Source organism: Actinomadura atramentaria DSM 43919, assembly GCF_000381885.1.
Taxonomy (GTDB): domain Bacteria; phylum Actinomycetota; class Actinomycetes; order Streptosporangiales; family Streptosporangiaceae; genus Spirillospora; species Spirillospora atramentaria.
The window spans coordinates 225,362-244,352 of sequence record NZ_KB907212.1 but is presented as its reverse complement, the minus strand read 5'-3'; the positions used below and the strand labels follow the sequence as shown (position 1 = coordinate 244,352).

Annotated in this window: 15 protein-coding genes; 8 read left to right on the top strand and 7 right to left on the bottom strand. The window is 73.6% G+C overall.

The window, feature by feature from the left end; all coding sequences use genetic code 11:
• Positions 1-16: 16 nt before the first annotated feature.
• The gene (locus G339_RS0114535; RefSeq protein ID WP_019631806.1) at positions 17-805 is read right to left on the bottom strand and encodes an ABC transporter ATP-binding protein; all 789 of its coding nucleotides are present in this window, start codon (positions 803-805) and stop codon (positions 17-19) included.
• Between the two features lie 174 nt (positions 806-979).
• Between G339_RS0114535 and G339_RS0114530 the strand changes: the two genes are divergently transcribed.
• Positions 980-1,735, top strand: a complete 756-nt coding sequence (locus tag G339_RS0114530) for a hypothetical protein (protein WP_019631805.1) — start codon at positions 980-982, stop codon at positions 1,733-1,735.
• An 88-nt stretch (positions 1,736-1,823) separates the two neighbouring features.
• Here G339_RS0114530 and G339_RS0114525 read toward each other — a convergent pair whose 3' ends face one another.
• The 5 genes from G339_RS0114525 to G339_RS0114505 all read right to left on the bottom strand — a co-directional run bounded on the left by G339_RS0114525 (position 1,824) and on the right by G339_RS0114505 (position 6,881).
• Positions 1,824-2,633 (bottom strand): RDD family protein, encoded by an 810-nt coding sequence (locus tag G339_RS0114525; protein WP_019631804.1) that lies wholly within the window; start codon positions 2,631-2,633, stop codon positions 1,824-1,826.
• 91 nt (positions 2,634-2,724) lie between these two features.
• A complete protein-coding gene (locus tag G339_RS0114520; RefSeq protein WP_019631803.1) occupies positions 2,725-3,168 on the bottom strand; it encodes a DUF2752 domain-containing protein in 444 nt (147 codons plus the stop codon).
• A gap of 1,075 nt (positions 3,169-4,243) precedes the next feature.
• Positions 4,244-5,029 carry a PP2C family protein-serine/threonine phosphatase gene (locus G339_RS0114515; protein WP_026341443.1) on the bottom strand — a complete coding sequence of 262 codons (786 nt, stop codon included), beginning with the start codon at positions 5,027-5,029 and terminating at the stop codon, positions 4,244-4,246.
• Positions 5,030-5,068: 39 nt separating this feature from the next.
• Positions 5,069-5,698: a response regulator gene (locus G339_RS0114510; protein ID WP_019631801.1), complete on the bottom strand. Its 630-nt coding sequence runs from the start codon at positions 5,696-5,698 to the stop codon at positions 5,069-5,071.
• A 37-nt stretch (positions 5,699-5,735) separates the two neighbouring features.
• Positions 5,736-6,881, bottom strand: a complete 1,146-nt coding sequence (locus G339_RS0114505; RefSeq protein WP_019631800.1) for a GAF domain-containing sensor histidine kinase — start codon at positions 6,879-6,881, stop codon at positions 5,736-5,738.
• Positions 6,882-7,073: 192 nt separating this feature from the next.
• On the opposite strand from G339_RS0114505, the gene G339_RS0114500 reads away from it, so the two are divergent.
• The 5 genes from G339_RS0114500 to G339_RS0114480 all read left to right on the top strand — a co-directional run bounded on the left by G339_RS0114500 (position 7,074) and on the right by G339_RS0114480 (position 13,797).
• Positions 7,074-7,760: an SDR family NAD(P)-dependent oxidoreductase gene (locus G339_RS0114500; RefSeq protein ID WP_019631799.1), complete on the top strand. Its 687-nt coding sequence runs from the start codon at positions 7,074-7,076 to the stop codon at positions 7,758-7,760.
• An 86-nt stretch (positions 7,761-7,846) separates the two neighbouring features.
• Positions 7,847-9,199 (top strand): MFS transporter, encoded by a 1,353-nt coding sequence (locus G339_RS0114495; protein ID WP_240489812.1) that lies wholly within the window; start codon positions 7,847-7,849, stop codon positions 9,197-9,199.
• Complete coding sequence (locus G339_RS0114490; protein WP_019631797.1) at positions 9,196-10,212, top strand: S-adenosylmethionine:tRNA ribosyltransferase-isomerase; 1,017 nt, start codon at positions 9,196-9,198, stop codon at positions 10,210-10,212. The genes G339_RS0114495 and G339_RS0114490 overlap by 4 nt, the downstream gene beginning before the upstream one ends.
• 63 nt (positions 10,213-10,275) lie before the next feature.
• Complete coding sequence (gene serB, locus G339_RS0114485; protein WP_019631796.1) at positions 10,276-11,499, top strand: phosphoserine phosphatase SerB; 1,224 nt, start codon at positions 10,276-10,278, stop codon at positions 11,497-11,499.
• Between the two features lie 78 nt (positions 11,500-11,577).
• On the top strand, positions 11,578-13,797 hold the full coding sequence (locus G339_RS0114480; protein WP_157407664.1) for an FUSC family protein: 2,220 nt from the start codon (positions 11,578-11,580) through the stop codon (positions 13,795-13,797).
• A gap of 30 nt (positions 13,798-13,827) precedes the next feature.
• Here G339_RS0114480 and G339_RS0114475 read toward each other — a convergent pair whose 3' ends face one another.
• Positions 13,828-15,018, bottom strand: a complete 1,191-nt coding sequence (locus G339_RS0114475; RefSeq protein ID WP_019631795.1) for a lipid-transfer protein — start codon at positions 15,016-15,018, stop codon at positions 13,828-13,830.
• Between the two features lie 140 nt (positions 15,019-15,158).
• Between G339_RS0114475 and G339_RS0114470 the strand changes: the two genes are divergently transcribed.
• Both G339_RS0114470 and G339_RS0114465 read left to right on the top strand, forming a co-directional pair.
• Positions 15,159-16,007, top strand: coding sequence for a MaoC/PaaZ C-terminal domain-containing protein (locus G339_RS0114470; RefSeq protein ID WP_019631794.1), 849 nt, complete (start codon positions 15,159-15,161; stop codon positions 16,005-16,007).
• 351 nt (positions 16,008-16,358) lie between these two features.
• Positions 16,359-18,968, top strand: coding sequence for a sodium-translocating pyrophosphatase (locus G339_RS0114465; RefSeq protein ID WP_019631793.1), 2,610 nt, complete (start codon positions 16,359-16,361; stop codon positions 18,966-18,968).
• Positions 18,969-18,991: the final 23 nt, after the last annotated feature.

The window sequence follows — 18,991 nt, the reverse complement described above, 5'->3', positions numbered from 1 at the left end:
CCGATCGGGACAGGGCTCAGCGCGTGCTGCGCGCCGACCAGCGGCCCCGGTGCCGGTCCACCGCGAGCGGCAGCCCGAAGCATTCCGACAGGTGCTCGGGCGTGAAGACCTCGTCCACCTTGCCCTGCGCCACGACCTGCCCCTTACGGAGCAGCAAGGCATGTGTGACCCCTTCGGGCACCTCTTCGAGGTGATGGGTCACCATCACGGTGGTGGGCGCGGCCGGATCGTCCGCCAGCACGCCGAGGCGGCGGACCAGGTCCTCCCGGCCGCCGAGGTCGAGGCCCGCGGCGGGCTCGTCCAGCAGCAGCAGTTCGGGGTCGGGCATGAGCGCCCGCGCGATCTGCGCCCGCTTGCGCTCGCCCTCCGAGAGGGTGTCGAAACGGCGTTGCAGCAGCTCGGACGCGCCCAGCGCCTCCAGCAGCGCGACCGCGCGCGCGAGGTCCGTCGAGTCGTACTCCTCCTGCCAGCGGCCGAGGATGGCGTACGACGCGGTCAGCACCAGGTCGAGGACGGTCTCACCGGCCGGGACCTTCTCGGCCAGGGCGGCGCTCGCCAGCCCGATCCGCGGCCGCAGCTCGAACACGTCCGTCCGGCCCAGCCGCTCGCCGAGGACGTCGACCGTTCCGGACGTCGGGAACAGCAAAGCCCCCGCGACCTGCAGCAACGTCGTCTTCCCCGCACCGTTCGGGCCGAGGACGACCCACCGTTCGCCCTCGTCCACCGTCCACGTGACGTCGCGCAGCAGATCCGCTCCGTCGCGCCTGACTCCGACTCCGCTGAGTTCCAGTACCTCGCCGGCCATCGTGCGCCCTTGTCCCCAATCTCGCCTCGCGGAGGTGATCGACCTCCGGAGAGAACTTATGCGATCACGCGGGCAGGTGATCCCGCGCGTGCGCACCTCACGCTATCGAGTGGCTCCGGCGATCCGAACGCTTATGGTGGTTCGCATGCCCATAGGGGATCGTTTGGGGACGGCATGAACAACGAAGCGTCGATCGCCCTGGTCGCGTGGGGCAACGCCTGGCTGACCGGGCACATCGGACTCGACGAGGCCGTGGACGCCGTGGAGGGCGTCGCGGGCCCGCAGATCCTCGGCGGCAGTCCCGCCGACGTGCCGCTGCGGCGCGGCCTGGGCGACCTGCGCGTCGCCGGGCTGAACGGGCTGCGTCTCGCGCTGCCCGCCCCGGGCGATCCGCTCGGGCTGACCGGCCCGCCGGACTTCAACGGCCGCGCCATCGAGGCCGGGGCCGCCGTCGTCGCCGCCCTGCCGGACCGGGCGGTCGGGCTGGTCCCCGCCGAGGACCGGCGCGGCTCGTCCTACGTCGGGGTCCGCTGGGAGGCGTGCGACAGCGCGTTCGACCCGCCGGACGTCCCGTCCCTGGCCGAGGCCGACCGGTGCCTCGCGCTCGCCATGCGCGACGCCACCGAGGCCCTGCTGACCGTGGACGACGTCTCGGGGGTGCCGCCGGAGATCGCGGACGCGCTCGTCGACCTCCGCGACCCGCTCCAGCAGGGGCATCCGCTGGCCCCCGGCTACCCGGCCCGCGCCCACCGCGTCGCCGCGCTGGCGGGACGGCTGTCGCTCGTCGTCGCGCTCGCCCGCCGGATGGACGGCCACGGGCTGACCGCCGACCAGGTGATGCGCCGCGGCGAGGCCCTGCGGCTGCTGGACGGGGCCGTGCGCCGCGCCCTCGTCGCCGCGTGCAACAGCGCGTTCGACCCCGTCCCCTGACGGACCGTCCCCGGAAAGGCCAACGGGGCGCCCCGAAGGGACACCCCGCGATTCACGTCCGTTCAGGCCCGTGCGTCAGGCCCGTGCGTCAGGCCCGGACGACCAGCGTGTTGCAGATCTTGTCGGCGAAGGTCTGCTTGCGCTCGTCCCACAGCGGCCAGAGGTAGCCGATGTAGCAGGCGAAGTTGTCGGCGATGTGGGCGAGGCGCCGCACGAACGCGCCGCCGAAGCCGACGACCTGGCCGGTCTGCGCGCTGACCAGGCGGATGCCCATCTGGCGCTTGCCGATCGTCTGCCCGGTCGTGCCCTCCTGGTGGCACATCCACAGGCCGAGACCCACCAGCGCGGCGAAGCCGATCAGGTTGAGGAGCAGGCCCAGCACGGCGAGGCCGCTGCTGCCGGTGGCGCCCAGCACCGCCGCGAGGATGTAGAGGACGATGAGCGGTCCGCCGACGATCAGGCCGTCGATGAGCGTCGCGCCCGCGCGGCTGCCCCACTCGGCGAGCTGTCCGCCGCCGCCGTAGTGGTGGTGATGGACTTCCTGGTAGCCCGGCTGACCAGGCGGCGGCGGCTGCTGCCCGTAGCCGGGCTGCTGGCCGTAACCCGGCTGGGACGGCGGCTGCCCGTAACCCGGCTGGGGCGGCGGCTGCTGGCCGTAACCGCGCTGGGACGGCGGCTGCTGCCCGTAGCCGGGCTGCTGGCCGTAACCCGGCTGGGACGGCGGCTGCCCGTAACCCGGCTGGGGCGGCGGCTGCTGGCCGTAACCGGGCTGGGACGGCGGCTGCTGCCCGTACCCGGGCTGCTGCCCGTAACCCGGCTGCGCCGGCGGCTGCTGCCCGTAGCCGGGCTGCTGGCCGTAACCCGGCTGCTGCCCGTACGGGTCGTAGGGGTTGCCCACACTTGCTCCTTATTGTTCGACCCTGTGGTTGTGTGACGTCCGCCGAACCCGAAGGGCTCCGCGAGCCCGGCCGGTTTCTCTGACGACGGCCTCAAACTCGCAACAGCCCGAGCCTGGCAAGCTGCCACAACTCCGACGCCACGAGGGCTCCGCCGAGGATCCACGCGCGGGTCCTCGGTCGGAGTGCCCACCACCGGCCGCCCGCCCCGAGCGGCGCGACGGCGATGCCGACGACGCCGGCGAGGGCGACCGGATTGGCGAGCACGGCGCGGACCGGGTGGCCCGAACCCATTTCGATGAACACGGTGGTGCCCCCGCACAGCGGGCAGGGGATTCCCGTGATCGCCCGCATGGGGCAGAGCACACCGGGGTCGTTGACGCGGTGGATCCATCCCACGGCGAGGGCGGCGACCGCCATCGCCGTGACGCGCAGGACGACGCCTTTCGGGCCGCGCCGCGAGGAGTCGAGGAGCCGGCCCAGTCGGCCGCCGGGCGCGCTGCGCGGCGCGTCGACGGGCACCGCGGCCCCGGCCACTCCCCCCACGAATCCTCCGCATCGATGACACGAGTCCAGTGACTCGTATACCGGGTTCATCCCACTGCAGGTCAACCCTGGAGGAACATCCGCGATCAGACCGTTACCTCGACCCGGGACCGACCTCACCCAGGGGCAACACACTAGGACAAAGAAGGCGACCGTGGGCGAACTAATCCGCCAGTCCCACCTGGCCGGACCTCGGAAAAGCCCGCTGGGCAGCGGCGCGGCGGGCGTTACGACGACCGCGGTGTGACCATCGCGACGACGGCCGCGGAAGACACCGAAGGCACAAAACAGGACGCGGCGGACACGCGCGGCGAACGGGCGCGGCGGGACGCGAAGGGCGCGGCGGCCGAGCACGATGAACGTGCGGCGCGAGCGCGGCTCGAAAGCCGGTGTGAACGCGGCAGACGCCGGCAGGGCGTGAGGACCGTGCCGCTCAGGCCGCCGCTCAAGGCGTGCGGCGCGGGACACGGAGGGCGCATGGCGCGAGCGGCCGCGCATCGGGGGATGCGGAGGGCGCGTGGCGCAAGCGGCCGTGCATCGAGGGATGCGGAGTATGGCGCGAGCGGCCGCGCATCGAAGGACGCGGAAGGCGGCGCGAGCGGCCGCGCATCGGGGGATGCGGAGGGCGCGTGGCGCAAGCGGCCGTGCATCGAGGGATGCGGAGTATGGCGCGAGCGGCCGCGCATCGAAGGACGCGGAAGGCGGCGCGAGCGGCCGCGCATCGGGGGATGCGGAGGGCGCGTGGCGCAAACGGCCGCGCATCGGGGGACGTGAGAGACGGCGCGAGTGGCCGTGCATCGGGGTGGGGATGCGGCCCGGACAGGCGCTGCGGAAGGGCGGCGGTCAGCGCCGGTGGGCGCTGCGCGGCCGGAGCGCCGGGTCGAGCGTCAGCGCGGACGCCGGAAGGACGCGGCCGAGCGCGGGCGGCGGGTTCCGGCGGGAAGGGGTGCGCGGCGCGGCGGGGCCGCCGGGTCGGCGGCGGCCGTTGCCTGCGAGCGCGCGGCGGCGGGTCGGTGGACCCGGGGGCGCGTTCCCCGGCGGGCGGCGGTGGGCCGCGGTCGCCGGGTCACGCCTGCGCCGCCGCCCCCACCGTGACGGGCCCCGGCCGCTCGGTCACGTGCTCGGCCTCGACGACGTCGGCGACGACGCCGGTGATGTTGTCCGGCCCGCCGTTGTCGCGGGCGATCTGGATCAGCCGCCGCACCGCGTCCGACGGCTCGGCCTCGGCCGACAGCACCTCGTAGATCGTCTGGGCGTCCACCGGCCCGCTGAGCCCGTCCGAGCAGAGCAGGTACCGGTCGCCGAGCCGGGCCTCGCGCAGCCGCAGGTCGGGCTCGCGGTCGTCGCGGCCGTCCAGCACGCGGTAGAGCACGTGCGAGAGCCGGGAGGTCTCGGCCGGGTCGGCGACGCCGCCCGACTGCTCCGCCTCGGCCTTCAGCAGCTCGTCCATCGTGTGGTCCTGCGTGATCTGGAACAGCTCGCCGTCCCGGAGCAGGTAGCCGCGCGAGTCGCCGATGTGGGCCAGCGCCACCGAGGTGCCCGCCCAGAGCATCGCCGTCAGGGTGGTGCCCATGCGGCTCAAGTCGGGGCGTTCCTCGCGGGCGGTGCGCAGTTTCTCGTTGGCCTCGGCCACCGCGCGGCCGAGGCTCCCGACGAGGTCGTCATTGGGCGTGTCGGCGTCGAGCGAGCGCAGCGAACCGATGACGGTGGAGCTGGCCACCTCGCCGCCCGCGTACCCGCCCATGCCGTCGGCCACGGCGATCAACCGCGCACCGGCATAGCCGGAGTCCTCGTTGTTCTCCCGGCTGCATCCGATGTCGCTGCCTGCTGCGTATCTGATTGCTACGTTCATACCGATTTCGATGACGATCCTGTCAGGGAAGTTGTTGTATCAGTCGCCGGCGAGCCCGTGGCGGGCGGCGTACAACGCCGCCTGCGTCCGATCCTGCACTCCCAATTTCATGAGCAGATTACTGACGTGTGTTTTGACCGTCTTCTCGGAGACCACCAGGGCGCGTGCGATCTCCCGGTTGGACCTGCCGTGCGCGATATACACGAGCACCTCCCGCTCCCGTTCGGTCAGCGCGGCCAGGCCGCGGTCGTCGCCCGAATCGGCCCGGAGCATCGCCTCCGCGGCGTCGGGCGCGAAGAGGACGTGCCCGTCGTGGACCGCCCGGATCGCCTGGACGAGCGCCTTCGGGTCCACGTCCTTGTAGAGGAACCCGGCCGCGCCCGCCCGTACGGCGGGCAGCACGTGTCCGCGCTCCGTCACGCTCGTGAGGACCAGGACCCGCGCCGGAACCCCCCGAGCCCGCAGCTCCGTCAGTGCGGCGACTCCGTCGGCGCCCGGCATCTTGAGGTCCAGTAGCACGATATCGGGCTCCAGGGATTCGGCCAGCGTCACCGCCGACACGCCGTCCCCGGCCTCCCCGACCACCTCGATGTCCTCCTGGATGCCGAGGAACGTCCGCAATCCCTGGCGCACCACAGGGTGATCATCCGCGATCAGCACCCGGATCACAATGCCCCCGCCCGGTCCGTCGACGGGCCGCGTCCCGTCACAGCGGCACCTCCAACCGGACGACCGTGCCCTTTCCCGGCGTCGCGTCGATCGACAGCACCGCGCCGACCGCATCGGCGCGGTCCGCCATCGACGCCAGGCCGAGGCCGCCGCCGGACTTGCCGCCGGTCTCGGTCGCCGGGTCGAAGCCCCGGCCGTCGTCGGCGACCTCGATCGCCAGGGCGCCGTCCGCGACGCGCGCCCGGACCTCGACGGTACTGGGCTCCGCGTGCCGGAGCGCGTTGTAGAGGGCTTCCTGGACGATCCGGAAAACGTCCCGCTCGTGCTCCTCCGACAGCACCGCGACCGCGTCGCCCGTGTAGCGGACGGCGGCGTCGTGCGCGCGGTCGAGCACGTCGACGTGCTTGCGGAGGGACGGGAGCAGCCCGTCGGCCAGGTCCGCCGGGCGCAGCTCGAAGATCACCGCGCGCAGTTCCGCCAGCGCCTCCGCCGCGAGCTGACCGACCCGGTCCAGCTCGACGGCCGAGCGCTCCGGGTCGCGCCCGGCGAGCGCGGCGGCGGCCTGCGCGGTGAGGCGCAGCGAGAACAGCTTCTGCGCGACCGCGTCGTGCAGTTCGCGGGCCAGGCGGTTGCGTTCGGCGACGACCGTCAGCTCGCGGTTGCGCTCGTACAGCCGCGCGTTCGTCATCGCGATGGCGGCGTGCGCGGCGAAGAGCGTCAGCAGTTCCTCGTCGGCCTCGGTGAAGCCGCCGCCGGACCGCTTGTTGGCGAGGAAGACGATGCCGAGGACGCCGCCGGAGTCCCGGATCGGGACGCCGAGGAAGTCCTTCAGCGTCGGGTGCGCGGCGGGCCAGCCCTCGAACTCCGGCGCGGTGCGGATGTCGGCGAGCCGGCGCGGCGCGTCGTCGCGCAGCATCGCGGCGAGCATCCCGTGCTGCCGGGGCAGCGGGCCGATCGCCTCCCACTGCGCCGCGTCGACCCCCTCGACGACGAACTCGGCGAACGAGCCCTCGTCGTCGGGGACGCCGAGCGCCGCGTACCGCGCGTCCAGCAGCCGCGCGGCCGCCCGGACGATCACCTGCAGCACCTCGTGGACCGACAGGTGGCTGGTGACCGCGAGGACGGCGGCGCTCACGGCGTGCAGGGTCGCGTTCGCGTCCTGCGGTTCCGTGCGCGTCCCCATCCCGTGTCTCCCCGAATCCCTCCGGCCGTCGTGCGCCTCGTTGATGACCGTACTCTGTGCGCGTCGCGGTCAGAATCAGCCCGGCGGAGGACGGGACGGGCGGTTCGTCCGCTGGTCCTACGACCATCGGCAGACATTCCCGGCCCCCGCGGACCGATGTCCCCGGAGCCACGTCTTCCTAACGTCGTCTCCATGACACGACGGACCGCACTCATCACCGGCGCCTCGCGCGGCCTCGGCCTGGCCCTGGCCCGGCTTCTGGCGCGCGACGGCTGGCAGCTCGTCATCGACGCGCGGGACGGGGACGCGCTGGCCGCGGGCGCCGCCGGGCTCGGGGACCGCGTCGAGGCCGTCGCGGGGGACGTCGCGGACCCGCGGCACCGCGCCGGCCTCGCGCGCGCCGTCGCGGCGGCCGGCGGGCTCGACCTGCTCGTCCACAACGCCAGCACGCTCGGGACGGTCCCGCTGCCCCCGCTGGCGGACCAGCCCGTCGATGAGTTGGCGGACGCGTTCGCCGTGAACGTTTTGGCACCTTTGGCACTTACACAGGCGGTTTTGCCTGCGTTGCGTGCCTGCGGCGGCTCGGTGCTGGCGATCACGTCGGACGCGGCCACCGAGGCGTATCCGGGTTGGGGCGGTTACGGCATGACGAAGGCGGCGTTGGAGCAGCTATCGGCCGTTCTGGCGGTCGAGGAACCGTCGCTCCGGGTCTGGTGGGCTGATCCGGGCGAGATGAACACCGCGATGCTGCGCGCGGCGGGCGAGGACGCCGACTCGGCGCCGCCGCCCGAGCACGCGGCGGCGGCGCTGCTCCGGCTCGTCTCCGAGCGGCCGCCGAGCGGCCGCCATCGGGTGTCGGACCTGGCGGCGTCCCAGTGAGCACCGTGGCGTCCGCGCCATCGGCCGCGAGAGGCGGTCGGCCGGGGCTGCTGGACGCCCGCCACCGCGTTCCGACGATCGGGCTCGTGCTCGCCGTGACCGTGCTCGGCTTCGACGAGCTGGCGGTCGGGACGGCCATGCCGACCGTCGCGCGGGAGCTCGACGGCCTCGGGCTGTACGCGTGGGGGTTCAGCGCGACGCTGATCGGGACGCTGCTCGCGACCGTCCTCGGCGGCGGCTGGGCGGACCGCTCCGGGCCCGCGCGGCCCGTGCTGACGGGACTGGCGCTGTTCGCGCTCGGCCTCGTCCTGGCGGGCACGGCGGTGAGCATGCCCGTGTTCGTGCTCGCGCGGGCCGTCCAGGGCCTCGGCGCGGGGACGGCGCTCGTCGGGTTCTACGTGCTGATCGCCCGCGCCTACCCGGAGGAGCTGCTGCCGCGCATCTTCGCGACGATGGCCGCCGCATGGATCGTTCCATCCCTCGCCGGCCCGGCGCTGGCCGGCCTGGTCACCGACCACGCGGGCTGGCGCTGGATCTTCCTCGGCCTCCTCCCGCCCACGGCCCCGGCCGTGGCGATGCTCGTCCCCGCCCTCCACCGCTCGACCGAACCCAACCCACCACCCGCGCCGCCCACGGAAGACGCGCGCGACCCAGCGCGTGCGGGCGGTGCGGGTTCGGGAGGGAAGGCAGGGGGTCCGGAGCGGGTCGTCGGGGGGCGGCGGCGGATTGTGGCTGCGGTGGGGGTGTCCGTTGGGGCCGCGCTGTTGTTGTGGGCGTTGGACCATCCGACGTTGCGCCTGCTGCCGCTGGGGATCGCCGGGGCGGCGGGGCTCGCGGCCGGGCTGCCGTGCCTGCTGCCCGCCGGGACGCTGCGCATGCGGCGCGGCCTGCCGAGCGTCGTCCTGACCCGCGCCCTGATGGGCGGCGCGTTCATCGGGATGAACGCGTTCGTCCCACTGGCCCTCACCCGGCTCTACGCGTTCAGCCCGACGCAGGCGGGCGTCGCGCTGACGACCGGGGCCATCGCCTGGTCCGCGGCGGCCCAGTACCAGGGGCGCTCGGCGCGGTCCGGCGCGTTCTTCGCGGTGTCCGGCGCGGTGCTGCTGCTCGCCGGCGTCGTCGGCGTGGCCGTGGCGCTCCAGGTGTCCGGCTGGGTCGCCGCGCCGGTCTGGATGCTCGGCGGCGCCGGAATGGGCTTCTCGACGGGCGCTCTTTCGGTGCTGCTGCTGAAGGCGTCGCCCGAGGAGGAGCAGGGCGTGAACAGTTCGGCGCTCCAGATCGGCGACACGCTCGGGTCCGCGCTGATCGTCGGGGTGTTCGGCGCCGTCCTGTCCGCGTTCGGCTCGCGGTTCGGCCTGGGCCTGGCCGTCATCGGCGGCCTCTGCGCCGCCGTCGCGGCGCTCGCCGTGATCTCCGCGCTGCGGCTGGAGGAATCATGATCGACGACTTCGTGCTCCCCGGCGGCCTGGAGGCGCACGCACCCCCGGAGGCGCGCGGCCTCGCCCGCGACGGCGTGCGGCTCCTGGTCGGGCGGCGCGCGGCGCGCTCCGTCGAGCACCGCGCGTTCGCCGACCTCCCGGACCTGCTCGATCCCGGCGACCTCCTGGTCGTCAACGTGTCGCCCACGCTCCCCGCGGCCGTCCGCACCGACCGGCTGGTGATCCACTTCTCGACGGAGGCCCCGGAGGGCGGCGGGCACTGGCTCGTGGAGCTGCGGTGCCGCCGGGGGACGTCGAGCGTTCCCTACTCGGGCTGCGCGCCCGGCGAGTGGATTCCGCTGCCCGGGGACGCGACGCTCACCCTGGTCCAGCGGCGGACGCCCCGGTTGTGGGAGGCGCGGCTGAGCACGGCCGTCGTCCCGTACCTGCGCGAGCACGGCGTGCCGATCAAGTACCCCTACGTCCGGGAGGACTGGCCCCTCGCCGCCTACCAGACGGCGTTCGCCGTCGACCGGGGCGCGGGGAGCGCCGAGATGCCGAGCGCCGCCCGCGCGTTCACCCCGGAGCTCGTGACCCGGCTGGTGTCGCGGGGCGTGCTCATCGCCCCGCTGACGCTGCACACCGGCGTCGCCTCACCGGAGGCGCACGAGCCGCCGTACGCCGAGCGGTACGACGTGCCGGCGGCGACGGCCGCGCTCGTCGGCCATGTGCGCGGCGCGGGCGGCCGGGTCGTCGCGGTCGGGACCACCGTCGTCCGCGCGCTGGAGACGGCCGCCGCCCGCGACGGCCGGGTCCGCGCCGGCTCCGGCTGGACCGAGCACCTCGTCACCCCCGGCACGGGCGTGCGCGCGGTGGACGGCCTGCTGACCGGCCTCCACGAGCCCGCGTCCTCGCACCTCCAGATGCTGCGCGCGCTCGCCGGAACGGACCTGCTCGACGCCGTCTACGACGCCGCGCTCACCGGCCGGTACCTCTGGCACGAGTTCGGCGACGCGAACCTGCTGCTGCCGTGACCGTTCCGGATGCTGGACGCCCCGCGCCGCCCACACGCCGGTGCCGGTAACGTGGGGGGCAGAATGGACGAGTCGAAGCAGCGCACGCTTCTCATCACGCTCACCGGCCGCGACCGCCCCGGAGTGACGTCGCGCCTGTTCACCACGCTCGCCGAGTTCCCGATCACGGTCGTGGACGTGGAGCAGGTCGTGATCCGCGGCCGTCTCGTCCTCGGCGTCCTGGTCGCCTACAGCGACGGCACCGACATCGGCCGGGTCTGGTCGGCGGCCGAGGCCCTCGCCGCGGACCTCGACATGGAGGTCGAGGTCTCCACCGGGCGCGACAAGAGCGGCCCGCGCCGCCGGGGCCGCCTGCACGTGACCGTCCTCGGCGCGCCGCTGCGGCCCGCCGCGATGGCGGGCATCGCGGGCCGGGTCGCGGCGGGCGGCGCCAACATCGACCGGATCGAACGCCTCGCGCACTACCCGGTGACGTGCATCGAGATGCACGTCTCGGGCGCGGACCCGGCGCGGCTGCGCGCCGAGCTGGCGCGGGAGGCCGCCGAGCAGCAGGTCGACGTCGCCGTCCAGCGCGGCGGGCTGTACCGGCGCGCCAAGCGGCTGATCGTCATGGACGTGGACTCCACGCTCATCCAGGGCGAGGTCATCGAGCTGCTCGCCGAGCACGCGGGCTGCCTGGACGAGGTCGCCAAGGTCACCGAGGCGGCGATGCGCGGCGAACTCGACTTCGAGGGCTCGCTGCGGGAGCGCGTCGCGCTGCTGACCGGCCTGGACGCGCGCGCCATCGACGAGGTCCGCACCAAGATCCAGCTCGCGTCGGGCGCGCGGACGATGGTCCGCACCCTCAAGCGCCTCGACTACAAGTTCGCGATCGTCAGCGGCGGGTTCACCCAGGTCACCGACGCCCTCGTGGACGATCTCGGGATCGACTACTCCGCGGCGAACACGCTGGAGATCGAGAACGGCAAGCTCACCGGCCGCGTCGTCGGCCCGGTGATCGACCGGGCCGGGAAGGCGGCCGCGCTGGAGCGGTTCGCCCGCGAGGCCGGGGTGCCGGTCAGCCAGACCGTCGCGATCGGCGACGGCGCGAACGACCTCGACATGCTCCAGGCCGCCGGGCTCGGCATCGCCTACAACGCCAAGCCGGTCGTGCGCCGGGCCGCCGACACGGCCGTCAACGTGCCCTACCTCGACACGATCCTGTTCCTGCTCGGCATCCCGCGCGACGAGGTCGAGGCGGCGGACGCCGCCGACGCGGCGCTGCGCCCCGCCGGCGAACCGTCCTGACCCCCGCCCCCTGAAGATCATCTCTCCGGTTTCCGGGTACATCCCCGGTCGGCGGTGGCGGCCGGGGGGCGGTGACAGTTGTTCCAGCGTGTGCGGGAGGCGTACGCGCGCATCGAGGGCGGGGCGGCCTTCTTCTACGGTCCGGTCGCCGCGCTCGCCATCGCGCTGCCCCTCATCGTCGGCACGCTGACCGGGCACGCCGCGCCGGGGTCCGTCGTCGCGCAGGGCGCGTACCTGGTGGCGCTGCGCGGGCCGGAGGGTCCGTACAGCGAGCAGGCGCGGAACCTCTTCGGCGCGACGGTGATCGTCGCGGTGGGCGCGACGATCGGCGGGAACCTCGCCGGGCATCCCTGGCTGGCGGTCGCGGTGGTCCCGATCGTCGTGGCGGTCGGGAACAGCGTTCCGTGGATCGGGACGACGGCGGCGCTCGCCGTCCTGCTGACGGCGGTGCGGCCGCCCGGCGCGGACATCGTCCTGAACGGACTGCTCGAACTCGCCGGCGGCGTGTGGGTGTCGCTGCTGCTGCTGTCGCCGTGGCCCGCGCTGCGGCTGCGGCCGCTGTGGGGGGCGCTCGCGGAGGCCGCCGACGCCGTCGCGACCGCGTTGGACGCCGTCGCGGAGAACATCGGCGACCAGGACGCCGCCGCGCTCGACTCCGTCCACCTCGACCCGCCCGCGCTGGACGACGTCGCGCACCGGCCGGACTGGGACGACAGCCGCCGCGCCGCCCGCGAGGCGATCGGCGGCGCGCGGGCCACGCTGAAGTACTACTCGTCCACCGGCAACGGGCCGTCGCGGCCGGAGCGGCTGATCGACGCGCTGGGCCGGATCATGCACGAGACCGTCGCGCTCCGGACGCTGCTGGAGGCAGCCGACCGGCGGCCGCCGGAACGCGCCTGGGAGTTGGAGACCCGCGTCGCGATCCTCGCGCTGGCCGCGCGGCTCCGGCTCGTCGCGGGCGCGATCTCGTCGGGCGGGGAGTTCCCGCTCGGGCAGGAGGACTCGTCGGCGGTCCGCCGCCTGGTCCGGCGGACCGAGGAGATCCGGCGGGCCAGCCTCGCCGGGGACGAGGACATGGTCGCGGCGGCGCTCATCGCGCAGGTCCGGGGGTCGGTCGACCGGATCATCGGCAACGTCGAGTCGGCGCGGCGCATCACCGCGGGCGGCGTGCGGATCGGCATCGGCGCGCCGCGGCTGCCCGTCGCGTCGCCCGCCGCGGTGTGGAACCGGGCGGGCCGGGCGCTGCGGACGCGGTCGCCGGGCTTCCGGCAGATGACGCGGGTCGGGTTCGCGGTCGCGGTGGCGATGGCGCTGACGGCGTCGCTGCACCTCAAGCACGGGCACTGGCTGACGCTGACGGTGCTCAACGGCGTCCGCACGACGTACGGCGAGACCGTCACCAACCTGCTCCAGCGCATCGGGGGGTCGGTGGCGGGCTCGGCCATCGCGGCGGTGCTGCTCGCGCTCGCGCCCGGCCAGTTCGAGGCGGCGCTGGTCCTGTTCTGCTTCGCGGCGATCGGCTTCACCCTCCGCCCGGTGAACTTCACGTTCTGGGGCGTGTTCGGGACGCCGCTCGCGATGATGCTGCTGAGCTTCTCGACGCCCTCGGGGTGGACGGTCGCGGCCGAGCGGATCGCGCTGACGCTCGCGGGCTGCGTGCTGGTGTTCCTCGCGATCCGGCTGCTGTGGCCGCCGGGGTACGGCGAGCGCCTGCCGGTGCAGCTCGCACGCGTCCTGACGACGCAGGCGGAACTCGCGCGGGCGACGTCGGCGGTCGTCGAACGCGGGACGGAGGCGATCCCCGCCGCCACGCTGAACTCGGCGGAGGAAGCGATCGAGGCCGTCGCGGAGACGCGGCGGCGGCTCGGCAACGAGCGGGTGCCCGACACCGGGCTGATCGAGCGGCTGCGCGACGTCGTCCCGACCGCCTACCGCATCCGGGACCACCTCATCGCGGTCGGGCGCATGTCGCGCGAGGAGAGCGTGGACGCGGGGCCGATCCCGGAGATCCTGGACCGCCTCGCCGACGAGCTGGACGAGGCCGCCGCGCTCATCGACGAGGCCGCCAACATCGACACCTCGCCGCCGACCCGGCTCGACGAGGAGTTCGCCGACCTGGACGACCACCTGTCGGGTCTCGCCCGCCGCCGCCGCGCCGAGGTCGAGGGCGGCGTCCCGCCGGACGAGCTGACGCCGCTGCAGAACGCGCTGCTCCAGGTCTCCGGGACGCGGCACGCGCTGCGAGCGCTGCGCCGCGACACCGAGGACCTGATCCGCACGTCCCTCCGCGCCCGCTGACGGGCCTTCCGGCGGGCGCGGCGGGGGACGTCAGCGGGCGGGCCGGTAGACGGTCACGACCGCCGCGCCGCCGAGGCCGATGTTGTGCTGCAGGCCGCCGGTGACCTCGCCGGCCTGCCGGGCGTCGGCCTTGCCGCGGATCTGCCAGGTCAACTCGGCGCACTGCGCGAGGCCCGTCGCGCCCAGCGGGTGGCCCTTGGAGATCAGGCCGCCGGAGGGGTTGACGACCCAGCGGCCGCCGTAGGTGTTGTCGCCGCTGTCGACGAGCTTGCCGCCCTCGCCCTCGGCGGCCAGGCCGAGCGCCTCGTAGGTGATCAGCTCGTTGGTGGAGAAGCAGTCGTGCAGCTCCACGACCTGGACGTCGTCCGCGCCCATCCCGGCCTCGTCGTACGCCTGGCGGGCGGCGAGCGCGCTCATCTCCGCGCCGACGATGGTGATCGCGCTCTTGGACGAGAACGTCGCGGCCGTGTCGGTGACCATCGACTGGCCCGCGATCTCGACGGCGCGGTCCCACAGGTCGTGCTCGTCCACGAACCGCTCGCTGGCGATGACCGCCGCGCCGGACCCGTCGGAGGTGGGCGAGCACTGGAGCTTGGTGAGCGGGTCGTAGACGGTGCGCGCGGCCTTGATGTCGTCCAGGCTGTACTCGTCCTGGAACTGCGCGTACGGGTTGTTCACCGAGTGCTTGTGGTTCTTCCAGCCGATCTTGGCGAACTGCTCGGCGGTGGTGCCGTACTTCTCCATGTGCTCGCGCCCGGCGGCGCCGAACATGTACGGCGCGATGGGCTCGCCCGCCCACTCGTAGAGCGGGAACAGCTCCTTGAGGTGGTTGAGCATCGGCTGCTCGCGGTCCTCGTAGGTGGAGCCGAGGGAGCCCTTCTGCATCTTCTCGAAGCCCAGCGCGAGGACGCAGTCGGCGACGCCCGACCTGACGGCCTGGCGCGCGAGGAACAGCGCGGTGGAGCCGGTCGAGCAGTTGTTGTTGACGTTGACGACGGGGATGCCCGTCACGCCCAGCTCGTAGACCGCCCGCTGGCCGGACGTGGACTCGCCGTAGACGTAGCCGACGTACGCCTGCTGGATGCGGTCGTAGGCGATGCCCGCGTCCGCCAGGGCCTTGGTGCCGGACTCGCGGGCCATGTCCGGGTAGTCCCACTCCCGGCTGCCGGGCTTCTCGAACTTCGTCATGCCGACGCCGACGACAAAGGTCCTGTTGGTCATGTGACGCGCCTCCCTCGTGATGCCGCGACCCTAGGCCGCCGGGGAAGATACAGTCAAGATTGTATGTTTCTTGCCGCCCCGCCGCCGCGTTGAGAAACCGTCAGACCTGTATGTTCCTCGGAGCCCTTCCGGAGGTGCCCATGACCGAGCCGCAGCTGAACACCGAACGCCTCGGCGTCTGGAGCGACCCGTTCGAGTTCAAGGTCGAGCGGGACCGCACCGTCGCCTACGCGGAGGCGACCAACGACCCCAACCCGCGCTACCTGGACGGGACGATGGCCCCGCCGGTGTTCGCGATCGTCCCGGTGTTCGAGGGCATGATCGCGCCGCTGTTCCAGGTCGTGCCGGACAGCCTCATCCCGTTCGTCGTCCACGGCGAGCAGGACATGGTGTTCCACCGCCCGATCGTCCCGGGCACCACGCTGGTGTCGCGCGCCAAGGTGACGGGCTTCTCCTCCAAGTCGTCCGGGACGACCGTGTCGGTGAAGCTGGAGAGCCGCACCGACGGCGGCGAACTCGTCAACGAGCAGTGGATGGTCTCATTCTTCCGCGGCTTCCAGGCCGGGGAGACGCTCGGCGAACTGGCCCCCGCCCACCGGTTCCCCGAGGAACTGCGCGCGGACGGACCGTTCGCGGAGGTCACCCAGCACGTGGACGACGACCAGACGTTCCGGTACGCGGAGGCGTCCGGCGACCCGATGCCGATCCACCTGGACGACGAGTTCGCGAAGTCCGCCGGGCTGCCCGGCATCATCGCGCACGGGCTCTGCACGATGGCGTTCACCTCGCGCGCGGTGGTCGAGTCCGCCGCGGCGGGCGACCCCGCGCGCCTCAGGCGGCTGGCGGTGCGGTTCTCCAAGCCGGTGCTGCCCGGGCAGGACGTCACCACGCGGATCTGGCGGCGGGATTCCGGGGTGTTCGCGTTCGAGTCGACGTCCAGCTCCGGGGACGTCGTGATCAAGGACGGGCTGGCCGAACTCGGCGACTGACGGCGGCACGCGCCGGCCGGGCACGGGATTGCCTCCCGCGCCCGGCCGGTTTTTTGTGCGCTCACCGGGCCTGGTGTTGCGCGAGCGTGCCGAGTGATGGAATTAAAAATGCGCCATCAAAGTGGCGCGTGTTCTTTTGTGTCGGCTTTCAGAATCTCACAGAACCTGCCTCCCACCTGGGCACATGATGCCCTTCTTGCTCGTCGTGGCGCGTGTTGAGCACGTCCTCCCCGATGCCCGACGGCCACCTTTCGGCAACCCGGGACGTGTGTTCTTCATCACGTTTCCTGGGTACAGGGTAAAGATCACCGTTTGCGGTGATCGGCATTTCCCCCCAGTCGAGGAGGACGGATGTCCGGGCATTCCCTGTCGAGCCCGTCCGGAGCGGATCTCGATCTCGGCGGCGGCGACCTCACTCTGGTCGTCGTCGTGGCCGTCGTCGCGCTGCTGGCCCTGGCCGTCGCCGCGGTCCTGGTCCGCGAGGTCCTGGCCGCCGGCCAGGGCACCGAGAAGATGCAGAACATCTCCCGCGCCGTGCAGGAGGGCGCGCTCGCCTATCTGAAACGCCAGTTCCGCACGGTCGCGGTGTTCGTCGTGCTGATCCCGCTGGTCCTGCTCCTGCTCCCCGCCGACTCGACGGGCGAGCGCGTCGGGCGCTCGGTGTTCTTCGTCGTCGGCGCGCTGTTCTCGGCGGCGACCGGGTTCATCGGCATGTGGCTCGCCGTCCGCGGCAACGTCCGGGTCGCGGCCGCCGCGCGCGAGGACGGCGGCGAGCGCGCGGCGATGCGCATCGCGTTCCGGACGGGCGGCGTCGCCGGCATGTGTACCGTCGGCCTCGGCCTGTTCGGCGCGGCCGTCGTCGTGCTCGCCTACCAGGGGGAGGCGCCGAAGGTCCTGGAGGGCTTCGGGTTCGGGGCCGCGCTGCTCGCGATGTTCATGCGGGTCGGGGGCGGCATCTTCACCAAGGCCGCCGACGTCGGCGCGGACCTCGTCGGGAAGGTCGAGCAGGGCATCCCCGAGGACGACCCGCGCAACGCCGCGACGATCGCCGACAACGTGGGGGACAACGTCGGCGACTGCGCGGGGATGGCCGCCGACCTGTTCGAGTCGTACGCGGTGACGCTGGTCGCCGCGCTGATCCTCGGCACCGCCGCGTTCGGCCAGGAAGGGCTCGTCTTCCCGCTCGTCGTGCCGATGATCGGCGTGATCACGGCCGTGATCGGGATCTTCGCCGTCGCGCCGCGCGCCCGCGACCGGTCGGGGATGTCCGCGATCAACCGGGGCTTCTTCGTCTCGGCGATCGTGTCGGCGGTGCTGGTGGCCGTCGCGGCGTTCAGCTACCTTCCGTCGTCGTTCGCCGAGCTTTCCGGGGTGTCGGACCCGAAGGTGCGGGCGCTGGACGCCGACCCGCGATGGGTCGCGCTCGGCGCGGTGCTGATCGGGATCGTCCTCGCGAGCGCCATCCAGCTCCTCACCGGCTACTTCACCGAGACGAACCGCAAGCCCGTCCGCGAGGTCACCGGGAGCGCGCGGACCGGGCCCGCGACCGTCATCCTGTCGGGGATCTCGCTCGGGCTGGAGTCGGCCGTCTACACGGCCGTCGTGATCGGCGCGGCCGTGTACGGCGCGTTCCTGCTGGGCTTCGGCAACACGACCGTCGCGCTGTTCGCCGTGGCGATGGCCGGGACGGGGCTGCTCACGACCGTCGGCGTCATCGTGTCGATGGACACGTTCGGGCCGGTGTCGGACAACGCGCAGGGCGTCGCGGAGATGTCCGGCGACGTGACGGGCGAGGCCGCGACCGTGCTGGAGCGGCTCGACGCGGTCGGCAACACGACCAAGGCCATCACCAAGGGCATCGCCATCGCGACGGCCGTCCTCGCGGCGACCGCGCTGTTCGGCTCGTTCCGCACGACGGTCGTCGACGCGCTGGCCGACGCCGGGCAGGACGCGCGGGACGCGCTCGGCCCGTTCGCGAAGTTCAGCCTGTCGATCGACAGCCCGAACGTCCTCATCGGCGTGATCGCCGGGGCGGCCGTGGTGTTCCTGTTCGCCGGGCTGGCGATCATGGCGGTGGGCCGCGCGGCCGGACGCGTCGTGGTGGAGGTGCGCGAGCAGTTCCGCACCAAGCCCGGGATCATGGACTACACCGAGAAGCCCGACTACGACCGCGTCGTGGACATCTGCACGCGGGACGCGCAGCGCGAGCTCGCCACGCCCGGCCTGCTCGCGATCCTGACGCCGATCGCGGTCGGCTTCGCGCTCGGGTACGCGCCGCTCGGGGCGTTCCTCGGCGGGGCCATCGCGGCGGGCGTGCTCATGGCCGTCTTCCTCGCCAACTCCGGCGGGGCGTGGGACAACGCCAAGAAGCTCGTCGAGGAGGGCGAACTCGGCGGCAAGGGCAGCGAGGCGCACGCGGCGACGGTCATCGGCGACACCGTCGGCGACCCGTTCAAGGACACCGCCGGGCCCGCCATCAACCCGCTGATCAAGGTGATGAACCTCGTCGCGCTGCTCGTCGCGGACGCGGTCGTCACTTATGCCGGGAACGTCTGGCTGCGGGTGCTGATCCCGGTCGGGGCGCTCGCGGTGGTGGTCGCGGCGATCGTGGTCTCCAAGCGGCGCGCGGACCCGATCGCGTCGGCCGAACCCGCCGTCCCCGGGCCGCGACCCGCGCCGGAGCCGGTCGGCGCGGCCGTGCCCGTCCCGGCGGGCGGCGTCCCCGAGAACGCGGCCGAGGCGGAACCCGACGCGGCCGGACCCGCGCCGGACGCAGAGCCGGCGCCGGACGGCAGGCCCGATCCGGACGGCGCCGCGTCGGCCGGACCCGCACCGAAGCCGGTGGCCGCGGGCGCCTCGGCTCCCGTCCCCGAGGCGGAGTCCGACGCGGCCGAGCCCGCTTCGGACGCGGAGACCGCGGCCGATGGCGGCCCTGGGTCGGAGGGCGTCACGTCCGGCTGACCCGCGCCGCCGCCCGCCCGGAC

What these genes read in the sequence shown, in the direction of transcription:
- G339_RS0114535 (WP_019631806.1), bottom strand. Translation starts at nt 805, where the DNA reads ATGGCCGGCGAGGTACTGGAACTCAGCGGAGTCGGAGTCAGGCGCGAC.
- G339_RS0114530 (WP_019631805.1), top strand. Translation starts at nt 980, where the DNA reads ATGAACAACGAAGCGTCGATCGCCCTGGTCGCGTGGGGCAACGCCTGG.
- G339_RS0114515 (WP_026341443.1), bottom strand. Translation starts at nt 5,029, where the DNA reads ATGAACGTAGCAATCAGATACGCAGCAGGCAGCGACATCGGATGCAGC.
- G339_RS0114505 (WP_019631800.1), bottom strand. Translation starts at nt 6,881, where the DNA reads ATGGGGACGCGCACGGAACCGCAGGACGCGAACGCGACCCTGCACGCC.
- G339_RS0114500 (WP_019631799.1), top strand. Translation starts at nt 7,074, where the DNA reads ATGACACGACGGACCGCACTCATCACCGGCGCCTCGCGCGGCCTCGGC.
- G339_RS0114490 (WP_019631797.1), top strand. Translation starts at nt 9,196, where the DNA reads ATGATCGACGACTTCGTGCTCCCCGGCGGCCTGGAGGCGCACGCACCC.
- serB (WP_019631796.1), top strand. Translation starts at nt 10,276, where the DNA reads ATGGACGAGTCGAAGCAGCGCACGCTTCTCATCACGCTCACCGGCCGC.
- G339_RS0114475 (WP_019631795.1), bottom strand. Translation starts at nt 15,018, where the DNA reads ATGACCAACAGGACCTTTGTCGTCGGCGTCGGCATGACGAAGTTCGAG.
- G339_RS0114470 (WP_019631794.1), top strand. Translation starts at nt 15,159, where the DNA reads ATGACCGAGCCGCAGCTGAACACCGAACGCCTCGGCGTCTGGAGCGAC.
- G339_RS0114465 (WP_019631793.1), top strand. Translation starts at nt 16,359, where the DNA reads ATGTCCGGGCATTCCCTGTCGAGCCCGTCCGGAGCGGATCTCGATCTC.